The sequence below is a fragment of the Amycolatopsis kentuckyensis genome, assembly GCF_002155975.1.
GTDB lineage: Bacteria > Actinomycetota > Actinomycetes > Mycobacteriales > Pseudonocardiaceae > Amycolatopsis > Amycolatopsis kentuckyensis.
Window position 1 is genome coordinate 1 of the sequence record NZ_MUMI01000030.1, and the last position, 19,516, is coordinate 19,516.

The 19,516-nt window shown below is 69.6% G+C and carries 16 protein-coding genes; 5 read left to right on the forward strand and 11 right to left on the reverse strand.

Annotated features, from left to right (window positions below):
• Positions 1-846: tetratricopeptide repeat protein (locus CCN39_RS52860; protein ID WP_143263923.1), on the forward strand; the 846-nt coding region annotated here is incomplete at its 5' end.
• Positions 847-1,142: 296 nt separating this feature from the next.
• Here the strand turns inward: CCN39_RS52860 and CCN39_RS03230 are convergent.
• The 5 genes from CCN39_RS03230 to CCN39_RS03250 all read right to left on the reverse strand — a co-directional run bounded on the left by CCN39_RS03230 (position 1,143) and on the right by CCN39_RS03250 (position 7,460).
• Positions 1,143-1,820: an SDR family oxidoreductase gene (locus tag CCN39_RS03230; RefSeq protein ID WP_086838315.1), complete on the reverse strand. Its 678-nt coding sequence runs from the start codon at positions 1,818-1,820 to the stop codon at positions 1,143-1,145.
• On the reverse strand, positions 1,817-3,451 hold the full coding sequence (locus CCN39_RS03235) for a DUF7850 domain-containing protein (RefSeq protein ID WP_086838316.1): 1,635 nt from the start codon (positions 3,449-3,451) through the stop codon (positions 1,817-1,819). The genes CCN39_RS03230 and CCN39_RS03235 overlap by 4 nt, the downstream gene beginning before the upstream one ends.
• 87 nt (positions 3,452-3,538) lie before the next feature.
• The gene (locus tag CCN39_RS03240; protein WP_086838317.1) at positions 3,539-5,623 is read right to left on the reverse strand and encodes a PhoX family protein; all 2,085 of its coding nucleotides are present in this window, start codon (positions 5,621-5,623) and stop codon (positions 3,539-3,541) included.
• 171 nt (positions 5,624-5,794) lie between these two features.
• Positions 5,795-7,012: an MFS transporter gene (locus tag CCN39_RS03245; RefSeq protein ID WP_086838318.1), complete on the reverse strand. Its 1,218-nt coding sequence runs from the start codon at positions 7,010-7,012 to the stop codon at positions 5,795-5,797.
• Positions 7,002-7,460 (reverse strand): MarR family winged helix-turn-helix transcriptional regulator, encoded by a 459-nt coding sequence (locus tag CCN39_RS03250; protein ID WP_086838319.1) that lies wholly within the window; start codon positions 7,458-7,460, stop codon positions 7,002-7,004. The genes CCN39_RS03245 and CCN39_RS03250 overlap by 11 nt, the downstream gene beginning before the upstream one ends.
• Before the next feature lie 66 nt (positions 7,461-7,526).
• Between CCN39_RS03250 and CCN39_RS03255 the strand changes: the two genes are divergently transcribed.
• Positions 7,527-8,165, forward strand: a complete 639-nt coding sequence (locus tag CCN39_RS03255; RefSeq protein ID WP_086838320.1) for an HAD family hydrolase — start codon at positions 7,527-7,529, stop codon at positions 8,163-8,165.
• Here the strand turns inward: CCN39_RS03255 and CCN39_RS03260 are convergent.
• The 4 genes from CCN39_RS03260 to CCN39_RS03275 all read right to left on the reverse strand — a co-directional run bounded on the left by CCN39_RS03260 (position 8,131) and on the right by CCN39_RS03275 (position 11,180).
• Complete coding sequence (locus CCN39_RS03260) at positions 8,131-8,856, reverse strand: hypothetical protein (RefSeq protein ID WP_086838321.1); 726 nt, start codon at positions 8,854-8,856, stop codon at positions 8,131-8,133. The two genes, CCN39_RS03255 and CCN39_RS03260, sit on opposite strands and share 35 nt — an antisense overlap.
• A complete protein-coding gene (locus CCN39_RS03265; RefSeq protein WP_086838322.1) occupies positions 8,853-9,371 on the reverse strand; it encodes an RNA polymerase sigma factor in 519 nt (172 codons plus the stop codon). Before CCN39_RS03265 ends, CCN39_RS03260 begins: the two co-directional genes overlap by 4 nt.
• A gap of 103 nt (positions 9,372-9,474) precedes the next feature.
• Complete coding sequence (locus CCN39_RS03270; RefSeq protein WP_086838323.1) at positions 9,475-10,563, reverse strand: inositol-3-phosphate synthase; 1,089 nt, start codon at positions 10,561-10,563, stop codon at positions 9,475-9,477.
• 71 nt (positions 10,564-10,634) lie between these two features.
• Positions 10,635-11,180 carry a PadR family transcriptional regulator gene (locus CCN39_RS03275; RefSeq protein WP_086679623.1) on the reverse strand — a complete coding sequence of 182 codons (546 nt, stop codon included), beginning with the start codon at positions 11,178-11,180 and terminating at the stop codon, positions 10,635-10,637.
• A 302-nt stretch (positions 11,181-11,482) separates the two neighbouring features.
• Here CCN39_RS03275 and CCN39_RS03280 point away from each other — a divergent pair, with 302 nt between their 5' ends.
• The gene (locus tag CCN39_RS03280) at positions 11,483-11,878 is read left to right on the forward strand and encodes a DUF5318 domain-containing protein (protein WP_086838324.1); all 396 of its coding nucleotides are present in this window, start codon (positions 11,483-11,485) and stop codon (positions 11,876-11,878) included.
• A 67-nt stretch (positions 11,879-11,945) separates the two neighbouring features.
• Complete coding sequence (locus CCN39_RS03285; protein ID WP_143263925.1) at positions 11,946-14,597, forward strand: transglycosylase domain-containing protein; 2,652 nt, start codon at positions 11,946-11,948, stop codon at positions 14,595-14,597.
• A 323-nt stretch (positions 14,598-14,920) separates the two neighbouring features.
• Here CCN39_RS03285 and CCN39_RS49195 read toward each other — a convergent pair whose 3' ends face one another.
• On the reverse strand, positions 14,921-15,136 hold the full coding sequence (locus tag CCN39_RS49195; protein WP_143263927.1) for a hypothetical protein: 216 nt from the start codon (positions 15,134-15,136) through the stop codon (positions 14,921-14,923).
• Between CCN39_RS49195 and CCN39_RS03290 the strand changes: the two genes are divergently transcribed.
• Positions 15,126-18,413, forward strand: coding sequence for an RICIN domain-containing protein (locus tag CCN39_RS03290; RefSeq protein ID WP_143263929.1), 3,288 nt, complete (start codon positions 15,126-15,128; stop codon positions 18,411-18,413). The two genes, CCN39_RS49195 and CCN39_RS03290, sit on opposite strands and share 11 nt — an antisense overlap.
• Before the next feature lie 69 nt (positions 18,414-18,482).
• On the opposite strand, the gene CCN39_RS03295 is transcribed toward CCN39_RS03290, so the two are convergent.
• Positions 18,483-19,061 carry a hypothetical protein gene (locus CCN39_RS03295; protein WP_143263930.1) on the reverse strand — a complete coding sequence of 193 codons (579 nt, stop codon included), beginning with the start codon at positions 19,059-19,061 and terminating at the stop codon, positions 18,483-18,485.
• Positions 19,062-19,516: the final 455 nt, after the last annotated feature.

Below are 19,516 nucleotides of genomic sequence, written 5' to 3' on the forward strand. Positions count from 1 at the left end.
AACCTCGCCGGAGTACTCAGAGACCGCGGCAACTACGCCGACGCCCAAGCCGAATACCAAGCCATCCTCGAAATCGAATGCCGGGTCCTCGGCACAGAACACCCCCACACCCTGACCACCCGGCACAACCTCGCCGGCGTGCTTCAGGACCTCGGCAACCACGCCGACGCCCAAACCGAATACCAAGCCATCATAGAGATCCAACGCCGCGTCCTCGGCGACGAACATCCCAACACCCTCACCGGCCGACACAGTCTCGCCGGCACGCTCCAGGCCCGCGGCAACCACGCCGACGCCCAAGCCGAATTCGAAGCCGTTCTCGAGATCGAACGCCGGGTCCTCGGCGACGAACACCCAAGCGTGCTCATCACCCGGCACAATCTCGCCGGCGCCCTCCGGGATCGCGGCAACCACGCCGACGCCCAAGCCGAATATCAAGCCATCCTCAAGATCCAACGCCAAATCCTCGGCAACGAGCACCCCAACACCCTCACCACCCGAAACAGTCTCGCCGGCACGCTCCAGGCCCGCGGCAACCACGCCGACGCCCAGACCGAATATCAAGCCATCCTCAAGATTCAACGCCAAATCCTCGGCAACGAACATCCCAGCACCCTCGCCACCCGCCACAATCTCGCAAGCAGTTATCTCATGATGGGGCGGCGACGTGCCGCAGAAGTGGAACTTAAGGCAGTTCTAGCGTCCCAAGAAAAAGCCTTTGGCGCTTCACACCCGAATACGCGCACCACCCGCGATTATCTAAAGAAAATCAAGAACAGTCAACCGAATAGTGGAATTCCAGTACTATGGCACGGCCCAGGTAAGCGCAAAAAGAAAAAGAAGTAGCTTCGGCAATAAGCTGGTAACAGTCAGACCTCCACTACGGCATGGTCACGTGGTTGGCCACACACTCTTGAGATCTCTGTGCGATCGCTGGCGAGGCACATCACACAGGTCGAGCGACCGCCGGGCCTGAACAGCGACAATTACACAATCAGCGAACTTGAGCGTGCTCCGCATGACCGCTGAAGTCGGGCCAGCGACGCAGGCGGACCGGGTTGTCAGTGAGCTGCGACAGGCTGGGACCGTGTCAGTTCTGGCAGGGCCTGAAGTTTAGCCGGGCTCTGGAGTAGCTCCCCCACTTAACGCGGGCGGAGGATGACCTCCGTCGGGTGGGCGTCCGGGGTGGCTGACACCGCCGTCGCCACCGCGGTGGCCACCGAGTCCGCCTTGAGCAGATGGGCCGTGTCGTACTCGCGGCCTTCGCCCGCGAAGATCTCCTGCTGCATCTCCGTGTCCGTGCGGCCCGGGTAGACCGACGTCACGCGGATGTCGCGTTCCTCCTCGCGGAGGGCGTCGGCGAAGGCGCGGACCGCGAACTTGCTCGCCGCGTACGGGGACCAGCCCGGGCGGGCGTTCAGGCCCGCTCCCGAGTTGATCACCACCACGTGGCCGCGGGCCGCGCGCAGGGCCGGGAGCAGCAGGCGGGTCAGCTCGACCACCGCCAGGGTGTTGACCTCGAAGTTGTCCCGCCACGCTGCCGCCGACGCGTCCTCGATGCGGCCCAGGCGCGCGACGCCCGCCGAGTGGACCAGGACGTCCAGGGACGAGATGTCCGCGACCGCCGAAGCGAGCGAAGCGGGATCCGTCAGCTCGACCGGCCACGGCTTCGCGCCCGGGAGCTCCTTCGCCAGCGCGGCCAGCGCGTCGGCGTCGCGGCCGCCGAGGAGCACCCGGTGGGTCGGGGCCAGCTGGTGGGCGATGGCCGCACCGATTCCGCGGGAGGCGCCGGTCACCAGGGCCAGGGGAAGATCCGTCATGACCTCACCGTAGCGGCGAACCCGGCGTCCACCGTGCGGTCTTCGCGCTTGCCGGTGCCGAGGGGGCGCGGGTCCGTGCAGCCGGACGCCGGGTCCGCGTCGGAGTCGCGGGTGTCGTCCGCCGCGTCCTTGGCCGCCGGGTGGTGGCCGTCCGCGGTGAAGCACACCTGGTACGTGCCGTCCTCCAGGCCGTCGAAGCCGTACGAGCCGTCGGCGGCGGTGACCACGCTCGCCACTTCCTTGCCGCTCGCGTCCTTCAGCACCACCTTGACGCCGGCGAGGCCCGGCTCGCCCGCGTCCTGCAGGCCGTTGCCGTCGGTGTCGGTCCAGGCGAAGTCGCCGATCCGGTTCGTCGGCGACACCAGCCCGAGGTCGACCGCGAAGTCCTCGTGGGACGGGCCGCCCACGGTGCGCGGCGCGGTGCAGCCGGCCTGGTCGGCGTCCGAATCGCGATCTTCGCTGCCGGCGTCGCGGCGGGTCACCGTGAAGTCCGCCGGGACGGCGAAGCAGACCTGGTACGTGCCGTCCTTCAGCTTCTCGAAGCCGTACTTGCCCTTGTCGTCGGTCGTCGCGGTGCCGACCGTGCCCCCGGCGCCGTCCTTCAGCGTCACCTTGACGCCCGCGACGCCCGGCTCGTCCGGGTCCTGCAGGCCGTCGCGGTTGCGGTCGGCCCAGGCGAAGTCGCCGATCTTCGCGACGGCCGGGGGCGGCAGCACCGTGATCGTCGCGGACGCCGTCTTGTCGCCGAGCGTGCCGCCCGGGTAGTGCACACCCGTCACCTTCACCGTGTTGACGTGCCCGCTGTCGGCCACCGTGAGGTCCGGGTGGTCGCAGGTCAGCTGCCGGTTCGCGCCCGCGGCCAGCGCGAACGGCTCGAACGAGCCGGTGCACCAGCCGTCCTGGACCGTGATGCCGGTGAGGTCCTGGGTGCCCTCGTTGGTCACGGTGACGCGGTAGTGCGCGGTCTCGCCCGCGGTGACCGTCGCGAACGACGCCCACGCCCCGGTCGCCGGGTTCTGCACTTCCTTCTTCACCGAGTACGCCGCGAGCTGGAGGTCGACGCAGTCCCAGTGCAGCCGGTCGAGGGTGGTCGTGGCGAAGAACTTCACCGCCGTCGCCTTGGCCGGCGCCGTCGCCGCCGGGAAGTCCTGCCGGTCGAGGTTGCCGTCGCCGGCGTAGTGGTCGGCGACGAGCTTGGTCTCCTGGATCTGCGTGCCGGTGGCGTCGTAGAACCGCAAGCCGGTGGCCGGTTCGTACCTCGGCGCGCGCGAAGCCGTCCAGACGCTGAGCGCGTAGACGCCGCCGGGGACGAACCGCTCGGTCTGGTACGCGGTGCTGGTCTTGCCGTCCGGGGTCTGGAGGAACGCCGCCCGCTGCCCGTCGACGGCGTACTCCTGCTCGGTCAGCAGCTTCGGCACCTTCGCGGCCGGCGTCCCGGGCGGAACCGGGGCGGCCGGGGCGAACACGTACCCGTCCGGGGCGCCGTTGCGCGCGGTGAGCTCGACGCTCGGGTTCGCAGCGAGGCCGCCGCAGACCGGCGGCGCGTCCTCGGCGACGGACGCGGACGCCGGCACGACCGCCGCCGCGATCGCCACCACCGCCACTGCCGCCGTGCGCCCCGAGAAGATCACCTCTCGACTATGGCGCGCGGAACGAGCCCGCACCGGCCGAGACCCGTCCACTTAAGGGTGAACCTCGGCCGGTGCGGGCCCGGTGCGTCAGCGTTCGCCGATGCGGCCGGGCAGCCCGAAGCGGCCCTTCTTCCACACCGAGACGATGGCCGGCCGCGGCTGCGCGGTGCCGCCGTCGGGCCAGTGCGACGTCGGGTTCGCCGAGCTCGTCGCGTTCTCACCCGGGTGCTGGACCGCGACGAGCACCAGGTTGTCGGTCACGACCGGGCCGCACGTCTCGGCACCGACCGGCACCGAGAGGAACTGCTTGACGTGGCCGCGCTCCGGCCCGGTGACCGGCACCGAGAACAGGCCGTCGTTCGCGCCGAGGGCGTTGCCGTCGGTGGCGACCCACAGGTTGCCGTGCCGGTCGAAGGCCACGTTGTCCGGGCAGGAGATCGGGCTGACCTGGTCCTTCGGGAAACCGCCGAAGTAGGTGTCCGCCGCCTTGGGATCACCGCAGACCAGCAGCAGCCGCCAGGAGAACCGGGTCGACGCCGCGTCGCCGCAGTTCTCTTCCCACTCCAGGACGTGGCCGTTCTTGTTGCTCACCCGCGGGTTGACCTCGTCGACGCCGGCCTTGCCCGCCGCGCCGCGGTCGCTGTTGTTGGTCAGCGCCGCGTAGATCCGGCCGTTGACCGGGTTCGGCTCGATGTCCTCCGGGCGGTCCATCTTCGTGGCGGCCACCTTGTCCGCGGCCTGGCGCGTGAAGACATAGACCTCTTCCGCGGTCATCCCGTCCACAAAGGACTTGTTGCCACTGGCCAGCGGGATCCACTCGCCGGTGCCGTCGAACTCGCCGTCGGCGGGCAGCGCGCCCTTGCCGTCGATCTCCGCGGCCGGGCTGTCACCGGTGAAGCGGGCGACGTACAGCGTGCCCTCGTCGAGCAGCGCCGAGTTGTGCCGCCGCGCGTGCGCGCTGTTGCCGGGCTTGTACTTGCCCTTCGAGACGAACTTGTAGATGTACTCGAAGCGGCTGTCGTCACCGGAGTAGACGGCGACGCGGCCGTCGGCGGCGATCTTGATGTTCGCGGCCTCGTGCTTGAAGCGGCCGAGCGCGGTGTGCTTGATCGGCGTCGAGTTCGGGTCGTTGGGGTCGATCTCGACGACCCAGCCGAACCGGTTCGGCTCGTTGGGTTCCTGCGAGACGTCCCAGCGCTTGTCGAACCGCTCCCACTTGCGGGTGCTCGTACCGGCGCCGACGGAGTAGCGCTTGAGCCGCGCCGCCTCGACCGGGTCGGTGACCTTGTCGGAGTTGGCGAAGTACTGGTCGAAGTTCTCCTCGCCGGAGAGCACCGTGCCCCACGGCGTCACGCCGCCGGAACAGTTGTTCTGCGTGCCGCGGACCTTGCGCCCGGTCGGGTCGGCCGAGGTCTGGAGGAACTTCGAGCCGGCGGCCGGGCCGCGGACCTCGAAGATCGTGTCGAGGGTGATCCGGCGGCCGTACCGGCTCGGGACCACCTCGAGCCCGCCGTGGATCGGGTCGCGGCGGGCCTGCAGCACCGAGAGGCCGTGCGCCGCCCAGGCGATCTTCGCCTGCTCCTCGGTCGGGTTGGCCGGGTCGTACTGGTCGGCCGGGAACATGTGGACCTCGGTCGTGTACTCGTGGTTGACCACGAGCAGGTTCGACAGGCCCAGCGGGTCCTGCGGGATCAGGCCGACGAAGTCGTTGTTGTAGCCGAACTGCTTGGCCTGCGCGGCCGCGGTCTGCTTGGTGAAGTCGAACTTCGGCGCGCCCGCGACGACCGGGTCGCCCCAGCGGACGACGACGCGCTGGGCGTAGCCGTCGGGGATGCTGACCGCGTCGAGCTTGTTCGGCGGGACCGGCGTGAAGTCGGTGCCGGGCACCGGCCGCGGCTTCGGACCGCCGTGGCCGTTCGCCGAGACGTCCGCGGGCGCAGCGGCCGCGGTACCCGTGGAAAGCGCGGCGAACCCGCCCGCGGCGGCGGCCATCACGGCGCCGGCCTTGAAGACGCGACGGCGGGAGATGTCCTTGACGACGTCGCCGAAGTACTCGTTGTCGGTCTCGTTCGCCTCCGGGTGGGCGCACGCGTTGCCGCAGCGGTACTCGCAGGTGATCGGGGAACGTCCACCCGCGTGCGCGGGGAACAGCGGGAGCAGACGGTCGGGCACAGCGCCTCCATGGTGGGAGTTCGGGAACCAAGCGACCGTATGTGCCGAAAACCAGCCGATCCAGACATCGAGGTGAACAACGGGTGTATTGCTCGCAATGCCCACGCGCGGGCCCCCTGAACGGCCGACGCCCCCGGACACTTGGTCCAAGGGCCGTCGCTCAGCGTGAGTTCAGAACTCTTCGCCGACGAGCACCGCTTCCTTCGGCACGGTGTGCGGGTCCGCCGTCTTCTCCCGCAGCGAGAGCAGCGCACCCGCGACGACGCACAGCACGGCCGAGGCGACGAACGGCGCCTGCGGCGAGCCGAACCACTCGGCGACGTGCCCGACCAGCGTCGCGGCGACCGCGCCGCCCAGCCAGCGGCAGAAGTTGTAGCCCGCGCTGGCGACCGGGCGCGGCGCGTCGCTGATGGCCATCGCGGTGCCGGTGAACAGCGTGTTCAGCAGCCCGGACACCAGCCCGGAGACGATGATCCCGGCAACCAGCACCGGCTTGCTCGGCACGGCGAGGACCAGCATCAGCACGGCGTACCCGAAGACGGCGGCCGCGGCGGCGTGCCGCTCACCGAGCCGGGCGGCCAGCCGCGGCGCGAGGGCGACCCCGGCGACGGCGACGCACAGGCCCCAGCCGCAGAAGACCAGGCCGACGGCGATCGCGCTCCAGCCGAGGACGAACGGCGACCAGGCGAGCACCGCGAAGAACGCGGCGGTGTACAGCGCCGAGGCGACGGAGGTGCGCAGCAGGCCGGTGTGCTTCAGCGCCCGCAGCGGGTCGAGCAGCTTGATCGGCTCGCGCCGCTCGTGCTTGTCGCTCTTGAGGAAGGCCGCGCACAGGACGAGCGCGCCGGCCATCAGGATCGCGGTGCCGAGGAACGGGCCGCGCCACGAGATGCTGCCGAGCAGCGCGCCCAGCAGCGGGCCGATCGACAGGCCGACGCCGAGGGCGGCCTCGTAGAGCAGGATCGCGCCGGACTGGCCACCGGTCGCGGCGCCGACGATCACCGACAGGGCGGTCGCGATGAAGAACGCGTTGCCGAGACCCCAGACCGCGCGCAGCCCGACGAGCTGCTCGATCGAGCCGGCGGCCGCGCAGAGGGCGGTGGCCGCGACGATCAGTGTCAGCCCGGCCAGCACCGTGCGCTTCGCCCCGAAGCGGGCACTCGCCGCGCCGGTGACCAGCATCGCGACGACCTGGACGCCGAGGTAGGACGAGAAGAGCAGGGTGACCTGGGACGGCGTCGCGTCCAGGCCCTTGGCGATGGACAGCAGGATCGGGTCGACCAGGCCGATTCCCATGAAGGCGATGACCGCGGCGAACGCGGTGATCCACACCTGCTTGGGCTGGCCCTTGACCGCGTCCAGCAGGCTCGAGTGGTGTTCAGCGCTCATCGCTGATCAGTTCCTCCTTCTTGGTGTCGACGAGCAATTTCGCGAGGGCCGGGAGGGCGGCTTCGATCGCGGCGCGGTCGGTTTCGTCCATGGCGATCAGCCGCTCGCGGAGGAACTCCTCGCGAGCCGTCACCAGTTCGGTGTAGAACCGCAGGCCCTCGTCGGTGACTTCGACCAGCACCGCACGGCCGTCGGCGGGGTCCGGGCGGCGGGTCGCGAGGCCGAGCCGTTCGAGCCGGCCGACGACGTCGGTCATCGACGGCAGCCGGACCCCTTCGAACTCGGCCAGCGCGGACATCCGCCGCGGACCGCCGTTGACCAGCTCACTCAGCACCGAACCCTGGGTGAGGGTCAGCGTCAGCTGCGGGGTCTGGCGGCGGACTTGGTGGTAGAGCCGGAAGACCAGCGGCCGCAGCCGATGGGCGAGATCGGTGATCGCGGAAGTCACTTAGCTAGGCTAACAAAAATTAGTAAGGGTGGCTAAGTAAGTCCGCTCACAGGTTAGGCTCGGGCCATGGACGCGGTGATCTTCGACCTCGACGGCGTACTGGTGGACTCCGAGCGGATCTGGGACGAGGTGCGGCGCGCGGTCGTCGCCGAGCACGGCGGCACCTGGCGCGAGGAGGCGACCCGGGCGCAGCAGGGGATGAGCACCCCGGAGTGGGCCCGCTACCTGGTGGAGGAGCTGGGCGCCCGCACCACGCCGGCCGAAATCGCCACGCTCGTGGTCAAGCGGATGGCCGCCCGGTACGCCGCGGAGCCGCCGTTGATCCCGGGCGCGGTGGACGTCGTCCGCCAGGTGTCGGCGCGGTGGCCGGTGGCCATCGCGAGCTCGTCGCCGGTGATCCTGATCAAGGGGTTCCTGGACGTGACGGGCCTGCCGGTGGGGGCCGCGGTGTCGTCCGAGCAGGTCGGGGCGGGGAAACCGGCGCCGGACGTCTACCTGCGAGCCGCCGAGCTGCTGGGCGTGCCCCCGCAGGAGTGCGCGGCGGTGGAGGACACGACGAACGGGCTGCGGTCCGCGCTGGCGGCGAAGATGGCGGTGTACGCGGTGCCGAACCCGCACTTCCCGCCGGATCCCGAGGTGCTGAAGCAGGCCACGGCGGTGGTGGCCAAGATCACCGACTTGCCGGGTGCGCTTGGTCTGGGTTGATCTCGTAGCGGACCGGCGGCGAACCGGGCTGCACGTCGGCGACGAACAGGTGGTCGTGCCCCAGGGTGCCGACCTCCTTCGCCGGGCTCAGGTCGCCGGCCGCGTCGTAGAGGCGCAGGGTCCGGACCGTGGCGTCGACGAGGAGGACGGCCTTGCCCGCCGGCAGCGGGCCGCCGTCCTTGCCCACGTACCCGGCCCGGACGACACCGGCCGACAACGGGACGCACGACGGCGACTCGATGCCGAACTGCGAGCCGGGGCCGCTGTGGGTGGTGCCCTTGAGGTAGGTCTCGACGCAGAACCAAGGCTGCCCCGCCGGGCCGGCGGGGTTGGTCGCGTACGAGGTCCACGCGTTCGTCTGGCCCGCGAAGTCGGTGAGCGCCACCGGCTCGTCCCCGCCGGCCAGGTTCTTCGGCGCGATCTCGGGCTTGGGCAACACCAGTTCCTGGCCCGGCTGCGTCGCGGGCTGGGGCGGCAGGGGCTGGGCCGTGTTCAGCTTGGTGGCCAGCAGCACGCTGGTCAGCACCACCAGCACCGCGGCCAGCGGCGCGCCCCAGACCGCGGCCCGGCGGCGGCGTGCCGGCCGTCGCTGCCTGCGCTGCTGTTCCGCCCACGCCGTGTCGAGGTCGGGCGAGACCTCCCGGGCCTGCTCCCGCAGCGTCTCGGCCAGCTTGCGTTCGAGGTCGGTCATCGCTCACCTCCCAGGTCGTCCCCCAGGTGTTTGCGCAGATTCTCCATCGCGTGGTGCGTCGTCGCCTTGACCGTGCCCGGGGAGATGCCCAGGGTGTCCGCGATGGCCGCCGTGCTCAGGTCCAGCCAGTACCGCAGCACCAGCACCTCCCGCTGGCGCCGGGACAGCTTCACCAGCACCGCGCGCAGCTGCTGGTGCTCCCAGTTGGCCACCGCCCTGACCTCGGCCGACAGCTCGTCCGGCGGCCGGTCCTGCGGGGCCCGCCGGACGACGCGCAGGTGCCGGGTCCGCGACCGCGACATGTTCACCACGGTCGTGCGGAGGTAGCCGGCCACGCGCGTGTGGTCGGTCAGGGAGTCCCAGCGCTGGTGGAGCTTGACGAACGCCTCCTGCGCGACGTTCTCCGCGTCGTCCGCGCCGAGCAGGTGGGCCAGCCGGGTCATCTGCCCGAAGTACTCCCGGAACAGGTCGTGGAACGTCGGCGCGCCCAGGTCCCCCGGCACGCTCTCGCCCACGCTCGCACTCACACCCCGCCAACGCCCACCCCACCCCACCGGTTTAGTGCACCACGAGAAAAAGGCCGCCACCAGCGGTGACGGCCTTCTGCTCAGCGGCGGATCAGCGCTCGACCTCGCCGCGGATGAACTTGTCGACGGCGTCGCGCGCGGTCGAGTCGTCGTACTGCTCCGGCGGCGACTTCATGAAGTACGACGAGGCCGACAGGATCGGGCCGCCGATGCCGCGGTCGAGCGCGATCTTCGCGGCGCGCACGGCGTCGATGATGATGCCCGCCGAGTTCGGCGAGTCCCACACCTCGAGCTTGTACTCCAGGTTCAGCGGCACGTCGCCGAACGCGCGGCCCTCGAGCCGGACGTAGGCCCACTTGCGGTCGTCGAGCCACTGCACGTAGTCCGACGGCCCGATGTGGACGTTGCCCTTGCCCAGGTCGCGGTCGACCTGCGAGGTGACGGACTGGGTCTTGGAGATCTTCTTGGACTCGAGCCGCTCGAGCTCCTTCATGTTCAGGAAGTCCATGTTCCCGCCCACGTTGAGCTGCATCGTCCGGTCGAGCTGGACGCCGCGGTCCTCGAACAGCTTCGCCAGCACGCGGTGCGTGATGGTGGCGCCGACCTGCGACTTGATGTCGTCGCCGACGATCGGGACGCCCGCGTCTTCGAACTTCTTCGCCCACTCGGGGTCGGAGGCGATGAACACCGGCAGCGCGTTGACGAACGCCACGCCGGCGTCGATCGCGGCCTGGGCGTAGAACTTGTCGGCCACCTCGGAGCCCACCGGCAGGTACGACACGAGCACGTCGGCCTGCGCCTCGCGCAGCGCGGCGACGACGTCGACCGGGGTCTCGTCGGACTCCTCGATCGTCTCGCGGTAGAAGCGGCCGAGGCCGTCGTGGGTGTGGCCGCGCTGGACGGTGACGCCGAGCGGCGGCACGTCGGCGATCTTGATGGTGTTGTTCTCGGAGGCGAAGATGGCCTCGGACAGGTCGCGGCTGACCTTCTTGGCGTCCACGTCGAACGCGGCGACGAACTCGATGTCGCGGACGTGGTACCCGCCGAAGTCGACGTGCATCAGACCGGGGACGCGGGTGGCCGGGTCCGCGTCGCGGTAGTACTGGACACCCTGGACCAGCGACGCCGCACAGTTGCCGACGCCCACGATGGCCACCCGTACGCGGCGGTTCTCGCCCATGGGGGTTTCTCCTTCATCCGTGTCTGTTCAGTAGGTCTGGTGCCGCGACGCTGCGGCCCGGGCCGGGCGGCTCAGGTCTCCGGACCCTGCCGCTCGGCTTGTTCGTGCGCGATCAGCTCGTTGAGCCAGCGCACCTCCCGCTCGCTGGTCTCCAGCCCCAGCCGGTGCAGCTCGCGGGTGTAGCGATCGATCTTCTCTTCGGCCCTGGCCAGCGCCGCCCGCATGCCCTCCCGGCGTTCTTCGACGCGGCGGCGGCGGCCCTCGAGGATCCGCATCCGCACGTCGGCCGGGGTCCGCGAGAAGAAGGCCAGGTGGACGCCGAAACCTTCGTCGTCCCAGGTCTGCGGCCCGGCGTCGCCGAGCAGCTCACCGAAGCGCTCCTTGCCCTCCGCGGTGAGCTTGTAGACCCGCCGCCCGCGCCGCGACCACGCCCGGTCGTCGGCCTCGTCCAGCTCCTCGACCAGGTACCCGGCCCGCAGCAGCTTCCGCAGGGTCGGGTACAGCGAGCCGTACGAGAACGTCCGGAACGTGCCGAGCGTCTCGTGCAGCCGCTTGCGCAGCACGTACCCGTGCATGGGCGCTTCGTGCAGAAGACCGAGGATCGCGAACTCCAGCACACGCACCCCCTTCCGGGAACAAACCGAGACGACCCGCGTTGCTCCGAACGAGCGCCTCGATCCAACCTACTCAGCCACTATATCGCGCCGATACATCGGAGTGGCGAAGCTAACCCCGCCCAAATACCGCGATGTTCCGGGGCTCCGCCCCGGGCCGGGGGCTCCGCCACCCGGAACCCCCATGCGCAGTGGGACCGAAATTCACCGGAGAGTTATCGAATATCCGGCGTGTCCGCCCCGGTCCCGGGCCGGTGGGCGCTAGGGGGCGTGGACGTCACAGAAAGAGCCCGTACTCTGTCCTCGTGAATAACCAGCGGCAGGTCGTGGACTACGCGCTGCAGCGCCGCGCGCTGCTGGCCGAAGTCCGCTCCGGGCGCGTCGGCAGCTACGAAGCCTGTGACGCGAGCCCCTACCTGCTGCGGGCGGCGAAGTTCCACGGCCGGGACGGGGAGCAGCCCTGCCCGATCTGCCGCCAGGAGCCGCTGACCCTGGTGTCCTGGGTCTACGGCGAGGAGCTCAAACACGTCGCGGGCTCGGCCAGGACCCCCGAAGAGCTGGCCAGGATGGCGGGCTCGTTCGCCGAGTTCACCGTGTACGACGTCGAAGTGTGCCGGGCGTGCCACTGGAACCACTTGGTCCGGTCATACGTCCTGGGCACAGGGGAACCGGCGGGTCCGCGAAGGACCGCGGGCCGGTGAGCCACCGTACGAACACCGCAACACGCAGGTCAGTGCCCCTGCGGGTACTGATCCGGGAGGCCCATCCGTGACCGACGACAACCGCTCCTGGCCGAACCAGGAGCCAGATGCACCCCGTCGCGCCCCATGGCCGGGTGAAGACGCGGGACCGGCGTGGCCCGGTGAGTCGCCCCGGCGCGCCACCCCACCCCGCGGCAACCCTCGGCAGGGTGGCCCGGCCTGGCCCGCCGGCGACGAAGGCGGCCAGCAGTGGCCCGCTGACCAGCCAAGACGCCCGCAGGCGCCCCGCGGCCAGGGCGGCGCGCCCGACCGGCGCCAGCCGCCCGGCCGCCGTCCCGGTGGCCCGCCCGGCTCGCCGCCGCAGGGCTTCCGGCAGCCACCGCCGGCCGGCCGTCGTCCGGAGCCGGAACCCGAACGTGAGCCGGATCTCATCACCCACCACGCGCACAACGGCACCGAAGACGGCTACGACCCGTACGACGACGACCGTTTCGACGAGTTCGCCGACGACGTCGAGCCCCAGCAGGAGCTCGACGAGAAGGGCCGCAAGGTCCTCACCCCGGCGCAGCGGAAGAAGCGCCGCTGGAAGATCATCCGGCGGGTCGCCTACGCGTGCGTCGGCGTCTTCTTCGTCGTCCCGGCGATCGCGTTCGTGATCACCTACTTCATGGTCGACGTGCCGACGCCGGAGAGCGTCGCGGCGCTGCAGAGCCAGCCGGTGACGTACTACTACGCCGACGGCAAGACGGTGATGGGCAAGTCACTGCCCAAGGGCGGTGACCGCCAGCTGCTCAAGCCGGGCGAGATCCCCGACGTCGTCAAGCACGCCGTGTACTCGGCCGAGGACGCGACGTTCGAGACCAACTCCGGCTTCGACTTCACCGGCATCCTGCGCGCGGTCTTCAACCAGGCGACCGGCGGCCAGGGCGGTGGTTCGACGATCTCCCAGCAGTACATCAAGAAGGCCACGGAGAACGACGCCCCGACGCTGACCCGCAAGTGGACCGAGCTGGCCAAGTCGTTCAAGATGAACAACCAGGAGTCCAAGGAAGAGATCATCACGGGCTACCTGAACATCGTCTACTTCGGACGCGCGTCGAACGGGATCCAGGCGGCCGCGAAGAACTTCTTCAACAAGGACGCCAAGGACCTCAGCCCGTCCGAGGCGGCGCTGCTCGCGGGTCTCATCCAGGGTCCGAGCAAGTCGGAGAACCAGGAGTACGCCCAGCGCCGGTGGAACTACGTGATGGACCAGATGGTGGCCAACAAGTGGCTGCGGGCCGACGAACGCGCGAGCGCGCAGTTCCCGACGCCGGTCCCGAAGGCCACCAAGGACACCGGCCAGTCCATGCCGTACCACATCCAGCAGCGGATCGACGAAGAACTGGCCGCCCAGGGCTACGACAGCGCCCGGCTGCACGCGACCGGCGCCAAGGTCTACACGACCATCGATCCCAAGGCCCAGAAGGCGGCCGAGGACGCGGTCACGAACAAGCTGAAGGGCCAGAGCGACAAAGCACTCCTGGGCGCGCTGGTCGCGGTGAGCCCGAAGACCGGCGGCGTCCTCGCGTACTACGGCGGCCCGGACATCGTGAAGGACGAAAACGGCAAGGACAAGGTCGCCGAGGACTGGGCCAGCAAGCCGCAGAACCCGGGCTCGTCGTTCAAGGCGTTCGACCTCACCGCGTACCTCAAGATGGGCAAGGGCCTCGGCGACACCTTCGACGGGTCCTCCAACCGGATGTTCCCCGGCCGCAAGACCCCGCTGCGCAACGCGGGTGAAAGCTCCAGCTGTGGCCCGGAGTGCACCGTGGCCAGGGCGATGGAGATCTCCGCGAACACCGTGTTCTACGACATGGTGCTCAACGTGACCAAGCCGGCGCGGGTGGCCCAGGCGGCCAACGAAGCGGGCGTGCCGACGTCACCGCAGATGAGCCAGGACATCAACATCGCGCTCGGCGGTGGCGCGACCGTGGCCACCCCGGAGGCCATGGCCGCGGGCTATGCCACGTTCGCCGGTGACGGCATGCGGCGTGACGCCCACTTCGTCGCCAAGCTGACCAACGCCCAGGACGAGGTCGAGTTCGACGAGAGCAAGTACCAGGCCAAGCCGGCGTTCGACGGTGACGCGCAGAAGACCGCGCAGATCGCGGGCAACGTGACCACGGCCCTCGGCCCGGTCATCACCCACTCGAACCTGAAGTGCCCGACCGGCCACCAGTGCGCGGGCAAGACCGGTACGCAGCAGTACGACCTGCAGCCCGATGACCCGAAGAGCTACGCGGACCGCAACGCGCAGACGTGGATGGTCGGCTACACCCCGTCGGTCTCGGCGGCGGCCTGGGTCGGCGGCAACGGCAACGTCCCGCTGCACGACAACCAGAACAAGCCCATCTTCGGTAGCACCTACCCCGGGCCCATCTGGCAGGAGTTCATGAAGAACTACCTGGACGGGGCCCCGCCGGAGAAGTTCAACAAGGTCGAGCCGATCGGCAAGGACGCCAACGACGTCACCACGACGCAGTCGAAGCCCTCGAGCACGCCGACGCCGTCGGACACCCCGAGCTCGACGCCGTCCGACACGCCGTCGTCCACGCCCACCGAGAGCGAGTCCGAGACGACGAGGACGGGCCGGCCGACGCGGCCGATTCCGGGCGGGTCGACTCCGCCGCTGCCCGGTGACGGGCTCGCCCGGCCACCGGGTTCGGAAGAAGGCTGACGAAAAAGCAATTCGACAAAATGCCCGGCCGGGATTTCCCGGCCGGGCATTTTTGCGTTGACACCGAAAACCGTAGCGGACAACTCCGAATAATACGACAAAAGCCACAAAGCAGACAGGAAATCTCTCAACCAAGTGGCCTAGTCCCCGGTGACTTCCACCCGAATGGCGGCTAGGCGCTCCATAGCCTTGCGAAGTTTGATGTTGTCTGCCGCGAGTTCGCGCTGATGATCGCGGCCGAGTCAGGGGAGGGCATCGGCGCACCAGGCTGCGAGGTTTCCTCATGACGTCGTTCTCCGACCGCAGGCCATCCCGAGCGCAAATCACGGATTTCGTTTTCCGCGCGTTCCTGTGCAGCTGACGTAGCTCACTTTCATCCGCACTTCGTCAAACCACGTTTTCGCGCGCCGGAAATCCCCGTGCCCGAAATATTTCGGCTCATCCTGCGCGCAGGAAAGGGAAGAGATGAGATCCAGCTGGCGGAAGGCTGCGCTCGGTGCGCTGGCCTTCCTCACCTTGGTGCCGGCGGTGACGGCCACCCCGGCCTCCGCCGAGCAGACAACCCAGGAAAGACCGGCGGTTCCCGCCGACGATCCCCCCGTCGTCGCGGCCGCGAAGCGCGACGAGTTGCTCGGCCAGGGCTGGCAGGCCTCGGGCGACCGGCTCTGGACCACCACCGGCGACGCGGAAGGCCTGCACGTCCTGACGGCCGAAGCGAAGACGGGGTACAGCTGGCGCACGATCGCCGACCTGACGGTGACCGGCGTCGAGACCGACCAGTGGATCGGCCACGGCTGCGTCACCGGGTCGGGACAGCGCGCCGTGATCGTCTACGCGCCCCGCACCTTCACCAACAAGGAGGACCTCACCTCCCGCGGCGGCCTCACCGCGGTCGTCGACCTCGTCACCGGCGCGGTGACGAAGCTGCCGATCCGCACGACGCTTTCGTACTACAACCCGGGTTGCGGTACAGGGGAGACCGCCACCCTGACGCAGGAAGGCGGCGACCGGATCCCGAAGACCGGTGTCGTCACCGTGGACACCACGACCGGCAAGCTCGGCGCCCGCACGGAACTCGCCGGGCAGACGACCTCGGCCACCCCGGTCGACGGCGGGTTCGTCGTCGCCGACACCGCGGGCCTGCTCAAGGTCGGCACCGACGGGACCAAGCAGCGGATCGTGGCCGGCACCGGCGGCGTCCCGTTCAACGTCCGCGCCGACGCCCAGGGTGGCGTCGTCTTCATGGACCTCGCGGGCAACGACAGCCGGGTGCGGCGCGCGACGTCGTCCCGGCAGGCCCGCCAGGACGCGCCCACGCTGGCCAGCGGCCCGCTGGGCTCCGTCGGCGTCGCCTCGGGCACCGGCGGCAAGGTGTTCGTCACCGGTGCACCGGCCGAGGTGGCCGCCCTGCCCGGCGCGCTCGCCAAGCTCGACGTGCCGGCGGACGCCGAGGTCTCGTCGCTGGGCCAGACGGCGATCACCGAGGTGGTCCTCGCGCCGGTCAAGCCGGGCACCAAGGCGGCGAGTGACCCGCACCGCCCGCGTCCGGTGCACATCGCCACCCGTAGCCTGCGCACGGGCAAGACGTTCGGGTTCGGCGTCGACCCGGGCGAAACGCTCAAGCCGCGCTGGAACGACACCGTCGACGCCGACCGCGTCTGCTCGGTGCCGCGCAACGACCCGGGCACGCAGGTCTACCAGCCGACCCCGCGCGAAGTGGAGTGGCAGGCGGACAACGCGGTGAACATGGCGCGCACCCAAACCCCGGCCAAGAAGGTGCCCGCCCAGATCCTGCTGGGCGTGCTGGGCCAGGAGTCCAACCTGTGGCAGGCCGCGCGCAACATCTGGGCGGGCGAGTACGGCAACCCGCTGGTCGGCAACTACTACGGCCTGGAAATCTACGACGACAACGAAAGCAATGACTGGGACATCCGCTGGGACAAGGCCGACTGCGGCTACGGCGTCTCGCAGACGACCGACGGCATGCGGCTGGCCGGGCACCCGAAGCCCGGTAGCAGTGACCAGCCCCGGGCACCGGTCGAGCAGCGGGCCATCGGCGTCCAGTACAACATCAACATCGACTCCGGCCTGTCGATCCTGATCTCCAAGTGGGACCAGATGCAGGCGCGCGGCATGACCCTCAACAACAACGACCCGATGCGCATCGAGAACTGGTTCTACGCCACGTGGGCCTACAACTCCGGGTTCCACGACGGCACGAAGCCCGATGATGACCACGTCGTCGGGCTGGGCTGGCTGAACAACCCGGCGAACCCCCGCTACCCGGTGGACCGGACGAACTTCGGCGCCAAGCCGTCGGACTTCGCGCACCCCGAGAACTGGCCGTACCCCGAGAAGGTGCTCGGGTTCGCGACCAGCCCGCCCTCGGGCTACGAGGCCCCCGGCCAGTCGGTGCCGTTCTTCCGCCCCGCGACCTGGAACGGCGCGAGCGGACCGGACACCACACCGGGAACGGCGAACTACAACCGCCGCACCGCCCGGCCCGCGCCGCAGACCTTCTGCACCGCCGACAACAACTGCGTGTGGGGCCAGGCCTACAAACCCAACGCGGACGGCCTCGAGGGGGAGAAGCCAGGGCCGTGCGCACACACCAACGCGGCCGGGCAGTACGACCTCAAGTGCTGGGTCAAGGCCCCCGCGACCTGGAAGCCGGACTGCAGTGCCACCTGCGGTTTCGAATTCATCCGGTACGACCCGGGGGTCGCGATGCCGCCGGCGGGGGCGAGCTACCCGCCCCGGTGCGACAACAACGACGCCACGCACACCGGGGTCGTCGCCTCGGCCGGGGTCGTCGACGACGTCACCACCGCGACCCCGGCCGTCCGGAAGTGCTCGCCGGGGATCCACGCCAACATGCCGGGGGGCGACTTCTCGTTCAGCTACCCGAGCCCGTCGTCCAAGATCGACCTGCACCAGGTCGGCGGCGGCTACGGCGCGCACTACTGGTACGGCCACACCCGGATGGACAACGACGAGGGCCGCAAGACGCAGCTGATCGGCAACTGGACGTTCCCGAGCGTCGACGGGCTGGCCAAGCTGATGGTCTACATCCCGAGCCACCTCGCGGACGCGAACGTGGTCTACGTGGTGGACACCGCCAACGGCCCGGTCAACGTGCCGGTCAAGCAGTCCGACCACCACGACGAGTGGGTGACCCTCGGGGTGTTCCCGTTCTACGGCCAGCCGAAGGTCCACCTGAACACGATCACCGAGGCGGTGGCGAACGGCCTGGACGCGGTCGCGTTCGACGCCATGGCCATCGACTCGGTGGCCGACGGGCCGGGGTACACGCCGATGATCGTCAACGAGTCCAGCGGTCCCGACGGCAACTACGCGTGCCTGCAGCTCAAGGGCAACGTGACCAAGCCGGGGACGGCGACCGAGTTCCGGACCTGCAGCAAGTCGTGGGGCTACGGGTACTGGAACCAGGTCGACGCCAACGTCCTGATCAACCTGCCCGACTCGACCCAGCTGCGGGGCTACGTCCTCAAGGACCGCACGGCCGGGCTGTGCCTGCAGGTGGCCGACGGGCGCACGGACAACGGCGCACCGGTCGTGGTGGCGCCCTGCGTGGCCGGCGACAACAACCAGATCTGGACGGCGCCGACACCACCCACGCCGTCCACCGGGAACCCCCGGCAGTTCGTGGTCAACCTGAAGACCGGGAAGTGCCTCTCCCTCGGGGCCGCGAACTCCAACGGGACCTCCCCGGTGGTCCAGTCCACTTGTGACTACGGCGGCAACATCACGACGCAGTACTGGAAGGGGTACACGCAGGCCGTCCCGCTGCACTAGCGCTCGACCGGCAACCATGTGAAACGGGCCCTCCGCGCGAGTGCGCGGAGGGCCCGGTTCCGTTACCCGTCAGCAGTTCCGGATGCTCCACACCGGACCCCAGTAGTACTCCTGGTCGAAGCTGTCGGGCGCCGGCGTCGTGAAGAGCAGGTTCCCGGTCTTGCCGTAGAAGCGGGCTCGCGTGCCCGGCGTCTGGGCGTTGATCCAGGAGCCGGTGCCGGTCCAGTTCGGCAGCGAGTAGCTGGCGCAGTTGTACGCCTCGATCACGTCGCCCATGTAGTAGGTCTCGCTGTAGGCGCAGAAGTACCCGTCCTTGGCGTGCTGCTCGCCGTAGAAGCACGGGTCCCAGTCGGCCGCCGTGTTCGTCGACTTCAGGTCCCGGACCTTCTTCTCACCGGGCACGGTGAGCACGATCGTGGCGGTGCCGTTCACGTCGATCTTGTTCGGCGCGATCTGCTTGCCGCCGGTCGTGGCGAGGTAGCTGTCCGCCTTCGCCTGCAGTGCCGCGGCCTGGTCGGCGGTCAGCCCCGCCGCCACGGCGTCCGCGCGGAAATCCGGGTGCGCCTGCGCCGCCCCCGCCGACACCGCGCCGCCGAGCAAGGACAGCACCGTCGCGGCGAGCACGGCAGCAAGACGTCTTCCAGCCATTGTGGCCCCTTTCGGAAAAATGAATGTCGGAGAAACCCCTTCGGTTGGCAGCGTGCCCGACCCGCACCGGCGCGATCAAGAAGAAAAAGGGAATTGCTTCCAATGGAGCAGGGAGCCCCGAACGCCTGGACCCCATGGGGTGTTTGTCTGGTATTACACCCGAATGGCGGCTGGTGCGAGCCGAAGCCGGAGAGCTTTGATGATCGAGTGCGCCGGTGCGTTTGCCCTGGCCACGACCGCCGGAGCACGGGGAGGCACCGGCGTCGCAGCAGGACCCGGGGGGAACCGTGTTCGCAGTCTGGTATTCACCACTCTCGTGCGCCGATCCGCGTCGAGCCACCACGCGCTCCGCCGGATAACGCTTTCCTCTTTCATCAGTCGCGTATTCAAAAGGATTTCGCACGTCGGTTTCCCCGGCGACCGATGAATTCGGCGCACCCGGCGGGCGAGAGAGG